9 protein-coding genes are annotated in these 18,932 nt (G+C 37.1%); 6 read left to right on the top strand and 3 right to left on the bottom strand.

Annotation, left to right across the window (positions count from 1 at the left end; all coding sequences use genetic code 11):
* Positions 1-66: 66 nt before the first annotated feature.
* The 4 genes from ileS to Y10_RS15870 are packed head-to-tail and all read left to right on the top strand — an operon-like array spanning position 67 to position 5,219.
* Positions 67-3,465: an isoleucine--tRNA ligase gene (gene ileS, locus Y10_RS15885; protein ID WP_281766403.1), complete on the top strand. Its 3,399-nt coding sequence runs from the start codon at positions 67-69 to the stop codon at positions 3,463-3,465.
* Between the two features lie 5 nt (positions 3,466-3,470).
* Complete coding sequence (locus tag Y10_RS15880; RefSeq protein WP_281766402.1) at positions 3,471-3,857, top strand: TraR/DksA family transcriptional regulator; 387 nt, start codon at positions 3,471-3,473, stop codon at positions 3,855-3,857.
* A 43-nt stretch (positions 3,858-3,900) separates the two neighbouring features.
* Positions 3,901-4,524: a hypothetical protein gene (locus Y10_RS15875; RefSeq protein ID WP_281766401.1), complete on the top strand. Its 624-nt coding sequence runs from the start codon at positions 3,901-3,903 to the stop codon at positions 4,522-4,524.
* A gap of 53 nt (positions 4,525-4,577) precedes the next feature.
* Positions 4,578-5,219: a lipoprotein signal peptidase gene (locus Y10_RS15870; protein WP_281766400.1), complete on the top strand. Its 642-nt coding sequence runs from the start codon at positions 4,578-4,580 to the stop codon at positions 5,217-5,219.
* On the opposite strand, the gene Y10_RS15865 is transcribed toward Y10_RS15870, so the two are convergent.
* Positions 5,216-5,788, bottom strand: coding sequence for a 5-formyltetrahydrofolate cyclo-ligase (locus Y10_RS15865; protein ID WP_281766399.1), 573 nt, complete (start codon positions 5,786-5,788; stop codon positions 5,216-5,218). The two genes, Y10_RS15870 and Y10_RS15865, sit on opposite strands and share 4 nt — an antisense overlap.
* A gap of 222 nt (positions 5,789-6,010) precedes the next feature.
* Between Y10_RS15865 and uvrC the strand changes: the two genes are divergently transcribed.
* Complete coding sequence (gene uvrC, locus Y10_RS15860) at positions 6,011-7,798, top strand: excinuclease ABC subunit UvrC (protein ID WP_281766398.1); 1,788 nt, start codon at positions 6,011-6,013, stop codon at positions 7,796-7,798.
* A gap of 31 nt (positions 7,799-7,829) precedes the next feature.
* On the top strand, positions 7,830-10,055 hold the full coding sequence (locus Y10_RS15855) for a patatin-like phospholipase family protein (protein WP_281766397.1): 2,226 nt from the start codon (positions 7,830-7,832) through the stop codon (positions 10,053-10,055).
* Positions 10,056-10,388: 333 nt separating this feature from the next.
* Here the strand turns inward: Y10_RS15855 and Y10_RS15850 are convergent, their stop codons facing one another.
* Both Y10_RS15850 and Y10_RS15845 read right to left on the bottom strand, forming a co-directional pair.
* The gene (locus Y10_RS15850; protein WP_281766396.1) at positions 10,389-11,261 is read right to left on the bottom strand and encodes a hypothetical protein; all 873 of its coding nucleotides are present in this window, start codon (positions 11,259-11,261) and stop codon (positions 10,389-10,391) included.
* A 25-nt stretch (positions 11,262-11,286) separates the two neighbouring features.
* Positions 11,287-18,915 (bottom strand): T9SS type A sorting domain-containing protein, encoded by a 7,629-nt coding sequence (locus Y10_RS15845; RefSeq protein ID WP_281766395.1) that lies wholly within the window; start codon positions 18,913-18,915, stop codon positions 11,287-11,289.
* Between the last annotated feature and the right edge of the window lie 17 nt (positions 18,916-18,932).

Here is an 18,932-nt window from a genome sequence, read left to right as displayed (position 1 = left end):
ATTTAAAGTTCAATTCGTTGAAATTTAGTATTTTCGCTGACTTAATAAAAGTAACGACGTTTTATAATGAAGTTTGCAGAATATAAAGGACTTGATTTACCAAAAGTTGCCGAAGAAATACTAAATTTTTGGGAAGAGCAGGATATTTTTGGAAAGAGTGTAACTAGCCGAGAAGGAAATGAACCATTTGTGTTTTTCGAAGGGCCGCCATCTGCTAATGGGTTGCCAGGAATTCACCACGTAATGGCGCGTTCTATTAAAGATATTTTTTGTAGATATAAAACCCAAAAAGGGTATCAGGTTAAACGTAAAGCAGGATGGGATACCCACGGGTTACCTGTAGAGTTAGGCGTTGAAAAAGAACTTGGAATTACCAAAGAAGATATAGGTAAGAAAATTACCGTAGAAGAATATAATCAGGCATGTAAAAGTGCAGTAATGCGCTATACTGATATTTGGAATAACCTAACCAGAGAAATGGGGTATTGGGTAGATATGAATGACCCATATATTACCTACAAACCAAAATACATGGAGAGTGTATGGTGGTTATTAAAGCAAATCTATAACAAAGAGTTGCTTTACAAAGGGTATACTATTCAACCATATTCTCCTAAAGCGGGTACAGGGTTAAGTTCTCATGAGTTGAATCAGCCAGGTTGTTATAGAGATGTGTCAGATACTACAGTAGTTGCCCAGTTTAAGGCAATAAATGCTTCTTTACCTGAGTTTTTATTAGGGTACGGAGATATTCATATTCTAGCTTGGACAACCACTCCTTGGACGTTGCCTTCTAATACCGCGTTAACTGTAGGTCCTAAAATTGATTATGTTTTAGTAAAAACATTTAATCAGTATACTTTTGAGCCTATTAATGTTATTGTTGGGAAGCCTTTAGTTGCAAAACAGTTTGCTGGTAAGTTTAAGCAGTTTGAAACTGAGGATGCTTTAGAAAGTTACAAACAAGGCGATAAAAAGATTCCTTTTGTTGTTGTAAAAGAGTTTAAAGGTGCAGATCTAGTAGGTATCAAGTATGAGCAATTATTGCAATATGCGCTTCCGTATGAGAAACCAGAAAATGCTTTTAGAGTAATTGCGGGTGATTTTGTTACAACAGAAGATGGTACAGGTATTGTACATACAGCGCCTACTTTTGGTGCAGATGATGCTAAGGTAGCTAAAGAGGCTACACCTGAGGTGCCGCCTATGTTGGTAATGGACGAGAATGATAATTTGGTTCCGTTAGTAGATTTACAAGGTAGATTTAGAGCAGAGCTTCCGGAAGTTGGAGGTAAGTATGTGAAGAATGAATACTATGATGAGGGTACTGCTCCTGAAAAATCGGTAGATGTAGAAATAGCTATCAAATTAAAAGAAGAGAATAAAGCCTTTAAGGTTGAAAAATATGTACACAGCTATCCGCACTGTTGGAGAACTGATAAGCCAGTTTTATATTATCCATTAGATAGCTGGTTTATTAAGGTTACCGAGGTTAAGGATAGAATGTTTGAGTTAAACGAAACTATTAACTGGAAGCCTAAGGCTACTGGTGAAGGACGTTTTGGAAACTGGCTTAAAAACGCAAACGATTGGAATTTATCTCGTTCTCGTTTTTGGGGTATTCCTTTACCTATCTGGAGAACAGAAGATGGTAAGGAAGAGCTTATTATTGGTTCTGTAGAAGAATTGAAGGCTGAAATGGCAAAAGCTATTGAAGCCGGTGTGATGAAAGAAGATTTGTTTGCTGACTTTGAAGTTGGTAACATGAGTGAAGAGAATTATGATAAAATTGATCTTCATAAAAATGTAGTAGATAAAATTACACTTGTTTCTGCTAGTGGTAAACCAATGAAACGTGAGAGTGATTTAATTGATGTTTGGTTTGATTCTGGTTCAATGCCTTATGCACAATGGCATTACCCATTTGAAAACAAAGCGTTAATTGAAGATAAACTTTCATATCCAGCAGATTATATTGCAGAGGGTGTAGACCAAACTAGAGGATGGTTCTATACATTGCATGCTATTGGTACGTTGGTGTTTGATTCTGTTGCGTACAAGAATGTAGTGTCTAACGGTTTGGTGTTAGATAAAAACGGGCAAAAGATGTCTAAGCGTTTAGGGAATGCAGTAGATCCTTTTGAAACTCTGGCCGCTTATGGTCCAGATGCTACCCGTTGGTACATGATTAGCAACGCTAACCCATGGGATAACCTAAAGTTTGATGTAGAAGGTATTGCTGAGGTTAGAAGAAAATTCTTTGGTACACTTTACAATACATACTCTTTCTTTAGCTTGTATGCTAATATAGATAACTTCACCTATGCAGAAGCAGATGTGCCTTTAGAAGAGCGCCCAGAGATTGATAGATGGATTTTATCTGAACTTCATACATTGATTAATAGAGTAGATGAAGCTTATGCAGAATACGAGCCTACAAGAGCGGCTAGAGCTATTTCAGATTTCGTTCAAGAAAACTTGAGTAACTGGTTTGTTCGTTTAAGTAGAAGACGTTTCTGGAAAGGGGAATATGGTCAAGATAAAATATCTGCATACCAAACATTGTACAATTGTTTGGTAACGGTAGCGAAGCTTGCAGCGCCTATTGCCCCATTTTTTACAGATAGACTTTATAAAGATTTAGTGGCAGCCACAGGAAAAGAGCATTTTGAGAGTGTTCACGTTGCAGAATTCCCTGTTTTTGTAGAAAACTTTGTTGATAAATCTTTGGAGAGCAAAATGGCTAAGGCTCAAACAATTTCTTCATTAGTACTATCGTTACGTAAGAAAGAAATGATAAGAGTGCGTCAACCGTTACAAAAAGTAATGATTCCGGTACTTAGCGAGGCAGATAGAGAAGAGATAACTGCTGTTGCAGATCTCATAAAATCAGAGGTTAACGTGAAGGAAGTGGAGCTTTTAGATGATGCTTCCGGGGTTTTAGTGAAGCAAATTAAGCCAAATTTCAAGGTTTTAGGGCCTCGTTTTGGTAAAGATATGAAGTTGATAGCCAGTAAGATAGCTGCTTTAGGTCAAGAAGAAATACAACAAATTGAGCGTGAGGGTAGTATTACTGTTGATATTAACGGAAAAAGTGTTATTTTAGAAACCGAAGAAGTAGAGATAACTTCTCAGGATATTGAAGGATGGTTGGTAGCAAACTCAGGTGCTTTAACAGTTGCTTTAGATGTTACATTAACCGAAGAATTACGAAGTGAAGGAATTGCGAGAGAGTTGGTAAATCGTATTCAAAATATCCGAAAAGATTCAGGATTTGAAGTAACCGATAAAATTAACATAAAACTTCTGAAGAACGACACTATTGAAAAAGCAGTATTAGCTAATGAGGAATATATTAAAGCAGAAACCTTAACAGCTAACTTGCAGTTTGAAGAAACATTAGATGGTGGTTTAGAGGTAGAGTTTGATGATTTACAAACTAAATTGTCTATTGAAAAACAATAAGGCCTATGCAAACAGATGATGTGAAAGTAAGGTACTCCGATAAAGACCTTGAGGAGTTTAGAGTTGTTATACAAGCGAAAATAGAAAAAGCTCAAGAAGGGCTAGATCTTATTAAGAGTGCTTATATGAACGACGGGAACAATGGTACCGATGACACTTCACCAACCTTTAAAGCGTTTGAAGAAGGGTCTGAGACCATGAGCAAAGAAGCGAATACACAATTGGCTTTGAGACAAGAGAAATTCATCAGAGATTTAAAAAATGCTTTGATTAGAATTGAAAACAAGACCTACGGAATTTGTAGGGTTACTGGAAAACTTATTAATAAAGAGCGTTTGAAATTAGTTCCGCATGCTACTTTAAGCATCGAAGCTAAGAAAATGCAAAAATAAATAGAGAAGCGCCTTTACGGCGCTTTTTTTATATCTTGTGCCCATGATAAAAGCAGTGTGGTTTTGTGTGGTGTGCATGGCGTGTGGGGTATTGTCTGCTCAAAAAATAATTAGTAAAGAAATTGCGGTGCCTTCGGTTTCTTTGTTTACTATTAATACTACGCATGTTTTTGATCTTACCATAACAACAGGTGCAACCGATAAGGTTTTTGTAGAAGCTTTTTTTGATGGAGAATACAAAGAAGGCTTGTTTATAACAACACAAATAGATTTGAATAAACTTGTTGTTGGTGTAGATTATAGTCCTGTATTTGAATCTTTTGATGATAAGTTGGCGGCGCATAAGGTATTGTCGGTTAAAATGAAATTGGTGCTGCCTAAGGATAAAGTAGTTATTGTTAATGGAGCTAATACAACCTCTCATGTTACAGGAACTTACAAGAACTTGCAGTTGTATATGAATACAGGAGATTGTTTTTTAGATGCCTTTGAGGGAAATGCTACTATAGAAACCTTTAATGGTAGTGTGATAGCAGGTAATTACAAAGGTATTGTAAAGGCCGCTTCAGATTATGGTAAGGTACAGGTTTTGCCTAATGAGGTAAAGCTTACAACGCTAAATATTCATACGGTTAACGGTAATATAAGCGTTAATACAAAGAAATAATTATTATTTTTGAGCCTTGGAGCTTAGAAGGTTCTAGGAATAAAAACGAACAGATGAATTTAAAAAAATCAATACTGCTAATAGTTGCGGTATTACTTATAGATCAGATTTTTAAGATATACATAAAAACCAACTTTAAATTGCATGAAGCCGTGGAGGTTTTTAGTTGGTTTAGAATAGAGTTTGTAGAAAATGAAGGTGCTGCTTGGGGTACTAAACTGAGCGATATATTACCAATTTCAGATAAAACAGGAAAGCTTATTTTAACGGTGTTTAGGTTGTTTGCTATTTCAGGAATTGGCTACTGGCTCTATGAAAGTGTAAAAGATAAAAAGCCTGCAGTTTTACTAGCATCAATAGCGCTTATTTTTGCAGGTGCTTTTGGTAACATCATAGACTCTGTTTTTTATGGACTTATCTTTGATCATAGCTATAACCAAGTAGCTACATTGTTTGCAGAAGACCCGTATGGAACCTTATTTCATGGAAAAGTTGTAGATATGCTTCACTTTCCGTTAATCGATACAACTTTGCCAGACTGGGTACCAGGTATGGGAGGTGAGCGCTTTACCTTTTTTGATCCAGTATTTAACATAGCTGATTCTGCTATTAGTGTAGGTGTTGCTATATTATTGGTATTTCACAAAAAAGCATTTCCTAAAGACGCAGAAGAGTCTCAGGAAAACGCTGTTTAAGCTTTTGTAAAGTCGTATACTTTGGTTGGTGTAACACAGTAATCAAGTGGTACGTCAAACTCATAAATATCATCAAAATTTGATTCAGCCTCAAAAAAGGAAAGCCCTATTTTAAGTGTTTCTGGTTTGCAGTCACTTAAAAACTTATCATAGTATCCTTTGCCGTATCCAATACGTTGTCCGGTGGTATCAAAAGCTAATAAGGGAACAAAAACAACATCAATTTTTGGGGTAGGCACTTCAATGCCATCTACAGGCTCTGGTATGTTTAAACTGTTTTTTACAAATCGGGTGTTTTCGGTAAGCAAGTAATTTGTGAGAGTATGGTCATCCAAATTGCTTTTACTTACTACTACTTCTTTGTCTTTTCCTTGTAAAACACTAAGCACAAAAGAGGTGTCTATTTCTTTTTTTTCTGCTATAGATATAAATAAATGATAGTAAGTATGGTCCCATATTGGTAGGGTAAGTACATTATTTGCTATAGCAATGCTTAGGTCTTCAATGTCAGTAATGGTAAGTGAAGCTCTAAGAAGTTTAAATTTCTTTCTTAAGTCTGATTTATTCAAAACAATTGTTTTTAAGTTTTTGGGTTAGCCAAATGTGATGGTTTGACCGGTTGGAGGAATTTTAATAAAAAAGCTATTGATAGTGCTAAAATACTACAGAACAATGTACTGAAATGAGTAGCTGTGAAATTTTAATTAAAAATTTGCTGTTAATAAAGTATGTTTTGCCTTAGTTTAAGATAAGTTTAGAAAGAAGGTTTCAGAATTTATTAATTTTGTAGCATGTCAAAATTACCTATAGCACTGCAGTTAGATACCCTACCCGATAGTCCGGGAGTATACCAGTATTACGATAAAGATGGAAAAATTTTATACGTAGGAAAGGCTAAAAACCTTAAAAAGCGGGTTTCTTCATACTTTCATAAAAACCATGAGTATGGTAAAACAAGGGTGTTGGTTAAAAAGATTGCAGACATTAAGCATATCGTAGTACCTACCGAAACCGATGCATTGCTATTAGAGAATAATTTGATTAAGAAATACCAGCCTAGGTACAATGTAATGCTAAAGGACGATAAATCGTATCCGTGGTTGTGTATTAAAAATGAACGTTTCCCAAGAGTTTTTTCCACCAGAAATGTAATTAGAGATGGTTCAGAGTACTTTGGGCCTTATACCAGTGTTAAAACGGTACGGGTGTTATTAGACCTAATAAAAGGTTTATACCCGCTAAGAACTTGTAATTACGATTTATCTAGAGAGAAAATTGATGCTGGTAAATATAAGGTGTGCTTAGAGTATCATTTAGGTAACTGCAAAGGACCTTGTGAAGGCTACCAATCCGTGCAGGAATATGATAACCAGATAAAAGCTATTAGAGAGATTATTAAGGGTAACTTTAAAGACTCGCTACAACATTTTAAAAAACAAATGAAGGAGTTAGCTGCCGATATGCAGTTTGAAGAAGCTCAAAAGATAAAAGAGAAAATAGAGGTTTTAGAGAATTATCAGGCAAAATCTACGGTGGTAAATCCGCGTATTAGTGATGTTGATGTATTCTCTATCGTATCTGACGAAAGCTATGGTTATGTGAATTTTTTACAAGTATCATATGGTTCTATTATTCGCTCACACACCATAGAGATGAAAAAGAAGTTAGATGAAACTGATGAGGAGTTGTTGGCACTTGCTATTGCAGAAATTAGAAATAGGTTTCACTCGCAATCTAAAGAGATATTAGTGCCTTTTGAAGTTGCTATTGGTGAAATGGCTAGAATAACCATACCTAAGCTTGGTGATAAAAAGAAATTGTTAGAACTCTCTGAGCGTAATGCTAAATTTTACAGGTTAGAGCGTTTTAAACAGGTAAAAGTTACCGACCCCGACAGGCACGTGAATAGAATTATGGCGCAAATGAAAAAAGATTTGCGTTTAAGCGTAGAGCCACGCCATATAGAGTGTTTTGATAACTCTAATATTCAGGGTACAAATCCTGTGGCTGCTTGCGTAGTGTTTAAAAACGGAAAACCAAGTAAAAAAGATTACCGCCATTTTAATATTAAAACGGTAGAAGGTCCTGACGATTTTGCATCTATGGAAGAGGTGGTTTTTAGAAGGTATAAACGTTTGTTGGAAGAAGGCGAGCCTTTGCCTCAATTAATTATTATAGATGGTGGTAAGGGGCAATTGTCTTCTGCTTTAAAAAGTTTAGACTTATTAGGGTTACGAGGAAAAATAGCCATTGTGGGTATAGCAAAGCGATTGGAAGAAATATTCTATCCAGGAGATTCTATACCGTTATACCTTGATAAGAAATCAGAATCTTTAAAAGTAATTCAGTACTTGCGTAACGAGGCGCATAGATTTGGTATTACTTTTCACCGTAATAAAAGAAGTAAGGCGGCCATTAACTCAGAATTAGAGGCTATTTCTGGTATTGGAGAAAAAACAATTGAAGATCTGCTAAGAGCTTTTAAATCTGTAAAACGAGTAAAAGAAGCTTCATTAGAACAGCTAATAGCTGTGGTTGGTGCTTCAAGAGCTAAAAAAGTTTATGAGCATTTTCATTAATTGTGTACTTTTATACAAATAATGCTCCGGAATGAAAAAGTATCTTCCATTAGTGCTCTTTAGCATTTTATCTATAACCACCTTATCTGCTCAAACAGATTCTATACCAAAAGATTTAAAGGTTGGGCTAGTACTTAGCGGTGGTGGTGCCAAAGGGTTTGCACACATTGGGGCTTTAAAAGTGTTAGAAAAGGCAGGTGTTAGGGTAGATTATATTGGTGGTACCAGTATGGGTGCTATTATTGGCGCTATGTATGCATCTGGGTATACGCCAGATGAAATGGACTCTATTTTTAAGGCTGCTGACTTTGATATTCTTATTCAAGATTTATTACCCCGATCTGCTAAAACATTTTATGAAAAAGAAGATGCCGAACGGTACGCTATTACTTTGCCGTTTAATGATTTTAAGGTAGGGTTCCCAAAATCAATTTCTAAAGGACAAAATATATACAATTTACTTGCTAGGTTACTTTCTCCGGTAAGTGATATAAATAACTTTAATGAGTTGCCAATTCCATTTTTCTGTATGGCTACCGATATTGAAACAGGTGAAGCAGTTAAGTTGGATAAAGGATATCTCCCAGAAGCTATTTTGGCAAGTGGTGCATTTCCATCACTTTTTCAACCCGTAGAAATAGACGGTAAAGTACTTATTGATGGAGGAGTAGTAAATAACTACCCAATTGATGAGGTAAAAAGTATGGGGGTTGATTTGGTAATAGGGATAGATGTACAAGATGATTTAGCAACCGTAGATGAGTTGAACTCAGCAGTTAGGGTGTTGTTGCAAATTAACAATTACCGAACTGTGCACGATATGAAAGAAAAGCAAAAGAAAACCGATTTATATATACACCCATACATAGATGATTATACGGTGGTATCTTTTGATGAAGGTTCAGAAATTATAGACCAGGGTGAGAAGGCTGCTTTTTTACGTTATGCCGATTTAAAAGAGATTGCTCTTAAACAAAAGCATACCGAAAAAAGGCCAAGTTGCATTGTAAACGATTCTATTATAATAGATGGTATAGAGTTGCATGGTAATAACCACTATTCTAGAGCTTATATCAAAGGAAAACTTCGATTTAGAAACGGTGAAAAAATTAGTTTTGAAGACTTAAATAATGGTATTGGAAACATGTTGGCAACTAATAACTTTAACGCTGTAAAGTATAAATTGCATCATGTAGAGGGAGATAATTATAAGCTGAGTTTAAATATTGAAGAAAATAAAGATAGATGGCTGTTACGTTTAGGCGTGCATTATGACGATTTGTATAAATCTTCTGCATTAATTAATGTAACCGGTAAAAATTTATTACAAGATGATGATAGGGCTGCACTAGATTTTATTATTGGTGATAATATCCGTTATAATTTTGAGTATTACGTAGATAAAGGATTTTATACAAGTTATGGGTTTCGATCTAAATTCAACTATTTTAGGTTTGATGTAGATGGTAATTTATTTAACACAGACGAAATTCCTTTTGAATTGAATAAGGTTAATTTAAGTGTGGCTAATTTGGTTAATCAATTATATATTCAAACAGTTTTTAGAGAAGAGTTTGTTATAGGTTTAGGGGCTGAGCATTCTAGATATGTTTTAGAAACAGAGAACCTTATTAATGGAGAGAGTACAAAAACTTATTTTGATAGAAGCAATTATTACAGTGCATTTGGCTATATGAAGTTAGATACCTATGATAATAAGTACTTCCCTAAATCTGGTATTTTATTTGACGGGCGAGTACATACTTATTTATTCTCTACAGACTATACAGATACATTTGATGAAATAACCGTGGCAAACGGTAAGTTTGGGGTTGCGTATCCGTTTTTTACAGATAAACTAGCTTTAAATTTAAATTTTGAAGGAGGGTTTAGTCTTGGAGATTCTGAGGTGAGAACGCTTGATTTTTTGTTGGGCGGTTATGGTAATAAGTTTATCAATAATATGATTCCGTTCTACGGATATGATTTTGGTTCTTTAGGAGGTAATAGTTATATAAAAGCCTTAGGAACTTTAGATTATGAATTTGTAAGAAGAAATCATGTTAATTTTTCCTATAATGTAGCTAATGTTGGGTATGATATATTTACCGAAGAGTGGCTTGAATGGCCTGAATATTCTGGGTATGCACTGGGTTATGGTTTAGAAACCTTTATGGGACCAATAGAAATGAAGTATACTTGGTCTCCTGAAAGAGGAGAGGGGAATTGGTTTTTTAGTGTAGGGTATTGGTTTTAGCATAATGTTAATGTTTTTATTCTGTATTTCAGGTAGTTAACCCCATTTTAGAGCAGTTTTTAATATTGCATTATTTTCTAAGAAAATAATAAAAACATGTGTTTTATTTAAAGAATTTCATTTTTTGTTAGCAAAGCATTCTTAAAAAAGTTAAAGTAAAAAAAACAGGTATTTTTTTTAGGTTACCTATCTATATTTGCCTCCGCTAAAAAGGGTGGTGCCTTTTTAGTAAACTTAATAGTAAAAGTTTTCATAAGTAAGAGTTTTTAGTTGGTAAAGAAAACCCCGGATGTATAATCCGGGGTTTTTTATTTTAGTATGTGAGTAGATTACTTAGAAATTAAGAAAAGCATATCTAATTTTAATTCCGAAGGCTAACGTTTTAATTTCACCTGAAATGTTAGAATTTAAGATACTACTGCTTGTAAAGCCAGCACCATTACTTTCTAATGTGTATTCTACAGGATGATTATCTCCTTTTCTAATATCGGTTAAACCATAGTCTAGGTAAACACCTCCGTATAGGTTTTTAATTTTTAGAGGCTGTTTTACACCCAATTCAAAAGTAGCTATGTAATTGGTGTTTAAATCAATATTACTACCCTCGTTGCTAATACCGTTAAAAGAGCCAAACCCCATAAACTGAGGGTCAAATAGCTCTACATTGTACTGCTCATAAAAACCACTGGTTTCTAGATTATAGCTATTGGTGTACTTGCTGTATATAGGAAGTCCAATTTTAGCCCCTGCTTTAATATAGAATCCATGTTCTTGGTTTTGGTAGGTAAATATTAAAGGAATATTTACAAAGCCAACTTGTTGCTCTTCTACAAAATTTTGTGCTGTATATCTAAACTCAAAACTTTCTTGTTCATAGTCTGTGGTTTGGTATGCGCCAGTATAATAATCTGTAGTTGATTTGGCACCAAAGCCTTGATATTCTGCTCCTGTAGAGAAGCCAAAATTCTTTGAGAACATATAAGTGTATTCTAAACCTAAAGATATATCTCTACCATCTCTACTATCGGTTTGTGGAATATCGTATTCTAATGAAGAATATAATCCGCCAAGAGTAACAGCTACTTCATGTTTGTGTTGCGAATCGGGTCTTAGTGCCTGAGCGTTTACTGAGCAGGAACATAGTAACCATATTCCTGTAAGGAATATGGTTGACATACTTATGTTAAATAATTTATATGATTTCATGTGATACATTTATAAGGTCTATTACTTATCGAACAATGATTTTAAAGGTTTTTTGGCGGTTTGGTGTAACGCATCTTACTAAATAAGGAGCCGGTTGTATAGAAACAGGTAACTGTACTATGTTAATACGATCAGAGGCTTGGGTAGTAAATACCTTTTTACCGTATAAATCGTATATGGCTATTTCCATGTTGTCTAGCTCTTCTATAGGGAAGTCTACCGTTACCGTAATTTGCTTACCGGACCATACCGGGTTTGGAGTAATGGACATGCTATAATCATGTTCTAAAGTAATGGTAGAAACACAGGTTTGTAATACATCACCGTCAACCGTAGTTAAACGTAAATAGTACAACGCAGATTCATCTAATAAATCGTTGTTTGTTGGTCCGGCAGAAAAGTATTGGTCTGTGCTAATTAACTCATTGTTTACATACCACTCATAAGCTACAAACTGGTAACCTCCATTGTTTTGAGGGTTGTTGTTAGCTAATAACACGTTATCAAATTTTTGTTCAACAATATCAAAGAATTGGAACATTTTTTCAATTACAATGTAGTAGGTATGTGTAGTAGTTCCATCTTGAGATGTTACTGTTACCTCTTGCTCATAAATACCAGGCTGCGGTGTGCTCATAGTAAACTCATGAGAAGGGTCTACTGTAGCATTGGCTTCTGTTTCAATAGAAATATAAATTTCATCGGCAGTATTATTACATTCCATTAAGTAGTAAATGTTTTCTCCCGGACTATCGTAAACCACACCATCAATAATTATGGTATGAATAGTAGAGTCACTACTAATGATTTCAAGTTCTCTGGTTACAGAAGGTGCTGGCAAGTAATTTGCATTACCATCTTGGTGTGCCGTAATTTGAACAATACCAGAGGTAAGCATATCTACCCAACCTGCACTAGTTACCGTTGCTGGCGGATTTATTGCAGTGTATGTATAGGTGTAGTACACAGGTAATCCTGAAGTAGCATAAGCTGTTAATTGGAAATCAACATCATTCTCTAAATGCTTCACAGGAATTGGATCAAAGATAATTTGCTGTGTAGCTTGCTCTATAATTAACGTAGCTGTTAATGTTACAGGGCTACAGTTTGGTGCGTTTGGTGCAGGAGAAACTACTGCGGTTACAGTGTAAGTTCCGGCATCAATAGCTCCGTTGTTTAAACCTGTATCAGGTAAAATAGTGTAAGTAACACCTGCTCCGGCAGGTAAGTTATTCACTGTAGCGTACTGTGCAGCTCCGTTATAAGTATATGTGGTGTTGTTAAAAGTAACAGCACTCAAATCAGATTCAGTAACAGTTACCGTTTGTGTTTGTGTGCTTACATTACCGTTTGCATCATCATACTCCCAAGTAATTGTATAACTACCTACTGTGGTGTAGTTTAACGGGCTACTAGTAGTAGCAGTTATAGTACCCGAGCAGTTATCGGTAGCTAATGGGAACGGTATGTTACTAGGTAATACTTCACATTGCATTGTAATATCTGGAAGTGATGTTACATTAGGAACAGGAGCCGTAACATCATCTACTATTACGTTTTGTGTTTGCGTAGTGGTGTTGCCATTAACATCAGTATATGTCCAAGTGATAATGGTAGTTCCTTGTGTTGTAATAGGGAACGTAGCATCATTAGTAACTGTTATGGTACCCACGCAATTATCGGTTGCTGTAGGTGTAGGAACATCTGAAGCAACAACACTACATTCTGCTGTAATGTTAGGTAAGTTTGCTACATCTGGTACTGGTGCTGTAGTGTCATTAAAGTTAATGGTTACCGTAGCGGTAGTAGTACATCCGTTTGCATCAGTAATTGTTACTGTGTGTGTAGCTACTGATAGGTTGATAGCCGTATCTGTAGTTTCACCATTATCCCATAGGTAACTGTAAGGAGCTGTTCCTCCGGTTGCCATGGCAGTAGCAGAACCATCTAAACTTTCAGAGCACTGCGGAGTATTGTTTGCAGTGGCAGTAGCAGAAAGGGCAGTAGGTTCGGTTATAATTACTGTTGCATCGGTAGTACAACCGTTAGCATCGGTAATATCTACAGTGTATGTTCCTGCAGCTAAATTCATAGCTGTAGCATTGGTATCTCCGTTAGACCATGCATAAGTATATGGTGCAGTACCTCCGGTAGCAGTAACTGTAGCGCTTCCATCCATACCTCCGTTACAAGAAACCATTATGTCTGCACTTGCACTAGCTGTTAGAACAGTAGGTTCTGTTATAATTAGTGCTTCTGATGTAATACAACCATTAGCATCGGTAATATCAACAGAATATATTCCTGCTAGTAGGTTTGCAATAGTAGCAGTTGTAGCACCATTAGACCATAAGTATGTGTAAGGAGCAGTACCACCAGATACCGCTGCTGTAGCGCTACCGTCTGTACCACCATTACAAGAAACAGGTACATCTGTTATGGTTGTAGAAAGTGGTAAAGGTTCTGTTATGGTTGCCGTATCGGAAGTTGTACATCCGTTAGCATCTGTAATATCAATCGTATAAGTTCCTGCTGCAACTCCGGTAATAGTAGCCGTTGTAGCACCGTTAGACCATGCGTAAGTATATGGTGCAGTACCGTCATTTACTGTGACTGTAGCACTACCATCATTACCACCATTACATGATACCATAGTGGTAGCCGTTGAGGTAGTGATAGGTGTTGGTTCTGTAATTACAATTGTTTCGGAAGCTATACATCCGTTAGCGTCTGTAACATCTACAGAATAAGTGCCTGCAGCTAAGTTGGTAGCAGTGGCAGCGGTATCACCATTAGACCATGCGTAAGTATATGGTGCTGTACCACCATTTGCAGTAACTGATGCGCTTCCGTCCATACCACCATTACAAGAAGCCATAGTTCCTGAAATAGATGTAGTAATAGCCGTAGGTTCTGTTATTATTACTGTAGCTGAGGTTGTACATCCGTTAGCGTCTGTAATAGTTACGTTATAGGTTCCTGCTGCTAAATTAGTGTTTGTAGCCGTAGTGGCACCGTTAGACCATGCATAAGTGTATGGTGCAGTACCTCCGTTTGCGGTAGCAGTAGCACTTCCGTCATTATTTCCGTTACAAGAAACCATAGTGTTTGCAGTTGCAGATGCTGTTAAAACAGTAGGCTCTGTAATGGTAACTGCGTCTGAAACAGTACAACCGTTAGCATCTGTAACAAGAACAGTATATGTACCTGCTGCAACTCCGGTTATAGTGTTTGTTGTGGCACCGTTAGACCAAGCAAAGGAGTAAGGTGCAGTTCCGTTATTAGCAACAATTGTAACTTCACCATTTGTATCGCCATTACAAGCAATAGGTGTATTCACGGTTATTAAAGTGGCAATAGCATTGGGCTCTGTAATAGTAACTGTGTCTGAGTTTGTACATCCGTTAGCATCGGTAACAAAAACAGTATATGTACCTGCTGCAACTCCGGTTATAGTGGCTGTTGTAGCCCCATTAGACCACAAATAGGTGTAAGGTGCTAAACCGCTAGTTGCATTAGCCGTAGCGCTACCATCTGTAGATCCGTTACAAGAAACGTTGTTGTTAACTGTAGTAGTTATTATAATAGGTGCCGGCTCTGTAATAGTTACTGTAGTGCTATCTGAACATCCATTGGCATCTGTAATATTTACAGTATAAGTACCTGCCGCAACTCCTGCAATACTAGCAGTAGTGGCACCGTTAGACCATGCATAAGTGTAAGGTGCAGTACCTCCGTTTGCGGTAGCAGTAGCACTTCCGTCAGCAGCGCCATTGCAAGAAACCATAGTGTTTGCAGTTGCAGATGCTGTTAAAACAGTAGGCTCTGTAATAGTAACCGCGTCTGAAGTAGTACAACCATTAGCATCTGTAACATTAACCGAATAGGTTCCTGCTGCTAAATTGGTTATAGTATTTGTTGTAGCACCGTTAGACCAAGCAAAGGAGTAAGGTGCAGTTCCGTTAGAAGCAACAATTGTAACTTCACCATTTGTATCGCCATTACAAGCGATAGGTGTATTCACGGTTATTAAAGTGGCAATAGCATTAGGCTCTGTAATAGTAACTGTGTCTGAGTTTGTACATCCGTTCATATCGGTAACAAAAACAGTATATGTACCTGCTGCAACTCCGGTTATAGTGGCTGTTGTAGCCCCATTAGACCATGCATAACTATAAGGGCCAACACCTCCAGTAGCGTTGACTGTAGCGCTACCATCAGTAAGTCCGTTGCAAGAAACATTGCTATTTACCGTAGCAGCTATTGAAATAGGTGCCGGTTCTGTAATAGTAACGGTAGCTGTAGAACTACATCCGTTAGCATCAGTAACGTTTACAGTATAAACTCCTGCTGCTAAGTTAGTATTGGTTGCATTGGTAGCACCGTTAGACCATGCATACGTATAAGGAGCCGTTCCATTACTTGCCGTTACTGTTGCACTTCCTGTAGTGTCTCCATTACAGCTTACATTGGTTTGTGCAGTAATGTTAACATTAATTTCAGCGGGTTGCGTAATTGTAACAGATGTAGTACTAGAACATCCGTTAGTATCTGATACCGTAACATTATAAGTGCCAGCTGGCACTCCTGCAATGGTAGCTGTTGTAGCTCCATTAGACCATAAATAGGTGTAAGGAGGTGTGCCCGTTGTAGGTGTTACAGTAGCACTACCATCGTTTTGATTATAACAGCTCACATTTGTTTGTGATGTTGTTAAGGTAATACTATTGTTTAAGATCACTGTTACCGCAACACGGTCGCTCTCACAACCATTTTCTGTCTGGGTTACATAATAAGTGCCAGAAATCAGTGTATCTGTAGGGTTTAAAGGAGTTGGTGTAGTGCTGTCTGCATACCATTGTATGTTGGTTCCGGTAGCTGTAAGTTCAGCTACGGTGATACCTCCATTAGTACATATTTCTTGAGGAGAAGTTACCGTAGGTGTTGCTGTACTTGTTACATTTACAGTAAAGCTTTCGTATGAGGTACATCCTAAAACACTGGTAGCGCTATAAGATACTGTGGTGGTTCCTACTGGGAAAACACTGCCCGAAGGTAAACCAGCTTCTAATGTTAGTAAAGGCTCATTTAATATTCTACTATCAAAGTTTAAAATTAAATGATTATTAGTAAAGCCTATGCTACTATAGGATACAGGATCATTTACCCCACAGTCAGATGCTAAAATGTAAGAATCTCCAGTTTCACCTCCGTCATTTGCTCCTGGATAAAACCCAGTACCTGGATTAGAAGAAATACCTAAAACTAATATGGTGTTTCCAGGTACGGTTATACCTCCCATATCGGCACTATAATTAGCTAATGATGCAGAAGTAATAGGAACTACATCAGACGCTAAAAGTGTTAAGTTACTTAAAGTAAACGAACCTGATAGCGTGTATGCACTTACTGTGATATTTTGCGCTGCTGATTGTTCAACTGCAAAATGTACCGTGTCTAGTAGTAAGCCATTAGAATATCCTAATGTTGAAAGGTTAAAAACTCTAAAATATGAATTTGGTCCTGTAGAACATGATATTCCGTAGCCAGGTAATGGTGTGTCACTTGTGTTTTGTGTTATAAACGTTGACGCTGCGTCTGGCATTGGATCTGACGAGATCGTGTAATTAACAATTTCGTCTTCACAAACTGTAATATCTGAAGGTGCATTTATAACCGGAGCAGGATTTGTGATAATAGTAATTGAAGCAGTGTCTGAACAACCTTCATTATTTGTTACTGTAACAGTGTATGTTCCAGGTGCTAAATTAGATGCGGTAGCAGTGGTGGTTCCGTTACTCCATAAATAAGTATAAGGCGTAGACCCACCTGTAGCAGTAACTGTTGCCGATCCGTTATTTTCGGTTCCACAGTTGTTTGTATATGCAGATATGTTTGCGCTTACTAATGGCGCTGTTATGGTAGCGTTAGCTGTGGTAGAACAACCTTGAGCATCTGTAACGGTTACCATATATGTACCTGTGGTTAATCCTGTAATACTTGCAGTGGTAGCGGTATTACTCCATAAATAAGTATAAGGAGCAGTACCTCCAGAAACACTTGCTGTAATACTACCATCGTTATCAGAACAGCCAGGGTTGGTTGCAATAGCCGTAGCTGTCAATTGAGAAGGTTGGGTTATGGTGTATGAAAATGATTGTATACATCCGTTCCCATCAATGATATCTACAGTGTAGTTACCTGCTGTAATATTAAAAATATCTTCCGTAGTAGCACCATTACTCCATGCGAAACTGTAAGGCGCAACACCACCTAAAGGTAGAATATCTATAGCGCCATCATTGTTGCTAAAACAAGATACATTTGTAGTTGTTGCGTTAGCAGAAATTGCGGCGGGTTCGTTAACCGTAAAAAATTCGGTTTCCATACAACCGTTTGCGTCGGTTACTGTAAGGCTATAATTGCCTGCAATTAATCCTGATAAACTAGGTGTTGTGGCTAAGTTATTCCATAAATAACTGTATGGGGTGGCTCCGCCTGTAATGGTTATAGCAACCGCTCCATCACTACCACCATTACAAGTAACATCGGTAACTGTAGAGTTTATAGAAAACGCTGCAGGTTCTGTGATGGTAAAACTTTGAGAGGCAGTACATCCGTTTGCATCGGTTACTGTACATGTCCAAGTTCCTGCGTATAATCCAGAAACAGAAGAAGTTCCGTCTCCAGTAGGAGTGCCTGACCAATCATAGCTGTAAGGTGCAGTACCACCGGTGGCACCGTTTACAGAAGCAGCTCCAGAAAAATCACCATTACATAAAATATTGGTTTGCGAAGCAGCTGTTAAAACAATTGCTGAAGGCTCCGTAATAGTAGTAGAAGTTGTAGCTGTACATCCATTTGCATCTTGAATTGTAACAGAATACGTTCCTGCTGATAAGGCTCCTATGGTATTAAATGTACTAGAAGTGTTTGATGTTGTTGATCCGTTGCTCCATGAATATGTGTATGGGCCAGTACCGCCACTAGCTGTGGCTGTTATAGCGCCCGTATTATTGCCATTACATGCAACGTTGGTTTGTGAAGTTACAGATGCAGACAAACTACAGGCAGGTGTTGCTGGAGACCAACTCATGGCATCTACGGCAACATATTCAAAATTACCCGTGGTAGTAATTACAAACTCATCAATAGTGGTGTTAGAATTATCTGAACCGCCAACCGAAGACATATCAAAATATGTAAATCCATTGTTGACAGTAAATGAAGTAACAAATCCTGAACTTTTAGTAGCAGTGAATTGCGTGCTTCCGGCAAGCTTACCTGTAATTGTACAGGTTGATCCTGAGGAAGGGAAAACCAAATTGTATCTAGATAAAAATATGTATAAGCCTTTTAAAGTAAAGGTAGCTCCACTATTTGCTGATATGGTGAATTGAACAGGTACATTAGCAGCGGTACCTCCCGTATTATCAATAAATTTATTGTCACTAGTAGTACCATTGTACCCTCCTCCTGAAAATAAGAAAATATCAAAAGGTCCTTGCGCTTGGCTAGTAATATTAAATATTTGGCCATTGCTTGTAAACGATGCAGAGCCTAAACTCTCATCTTCAAAATTTTCCTGATAAACTTGTCCCCAAGATATCTGGAATAGCAGCAGTAAACTGCATAGAAAATAAATGTGTTTCATAGAATTATTTTAAAAGA

The organism is Neptunitalea lumnitzerae, from assembly GCF_027924185.1.
In the GTDB taxonomy this organism is placed as follows: domain Bacteria; phylum Bacteroidota; class Bacteroidia; order Flavobacteriales; family Flavobacteriaceae; genus Neptunitalea; species Neptunitalea lumnitzerae.
The sequence above is the reverse complement of the archived record's forward strand: the minus strand, read 5'-3'. Positions and strand labels throughout refer to the sequence as shown.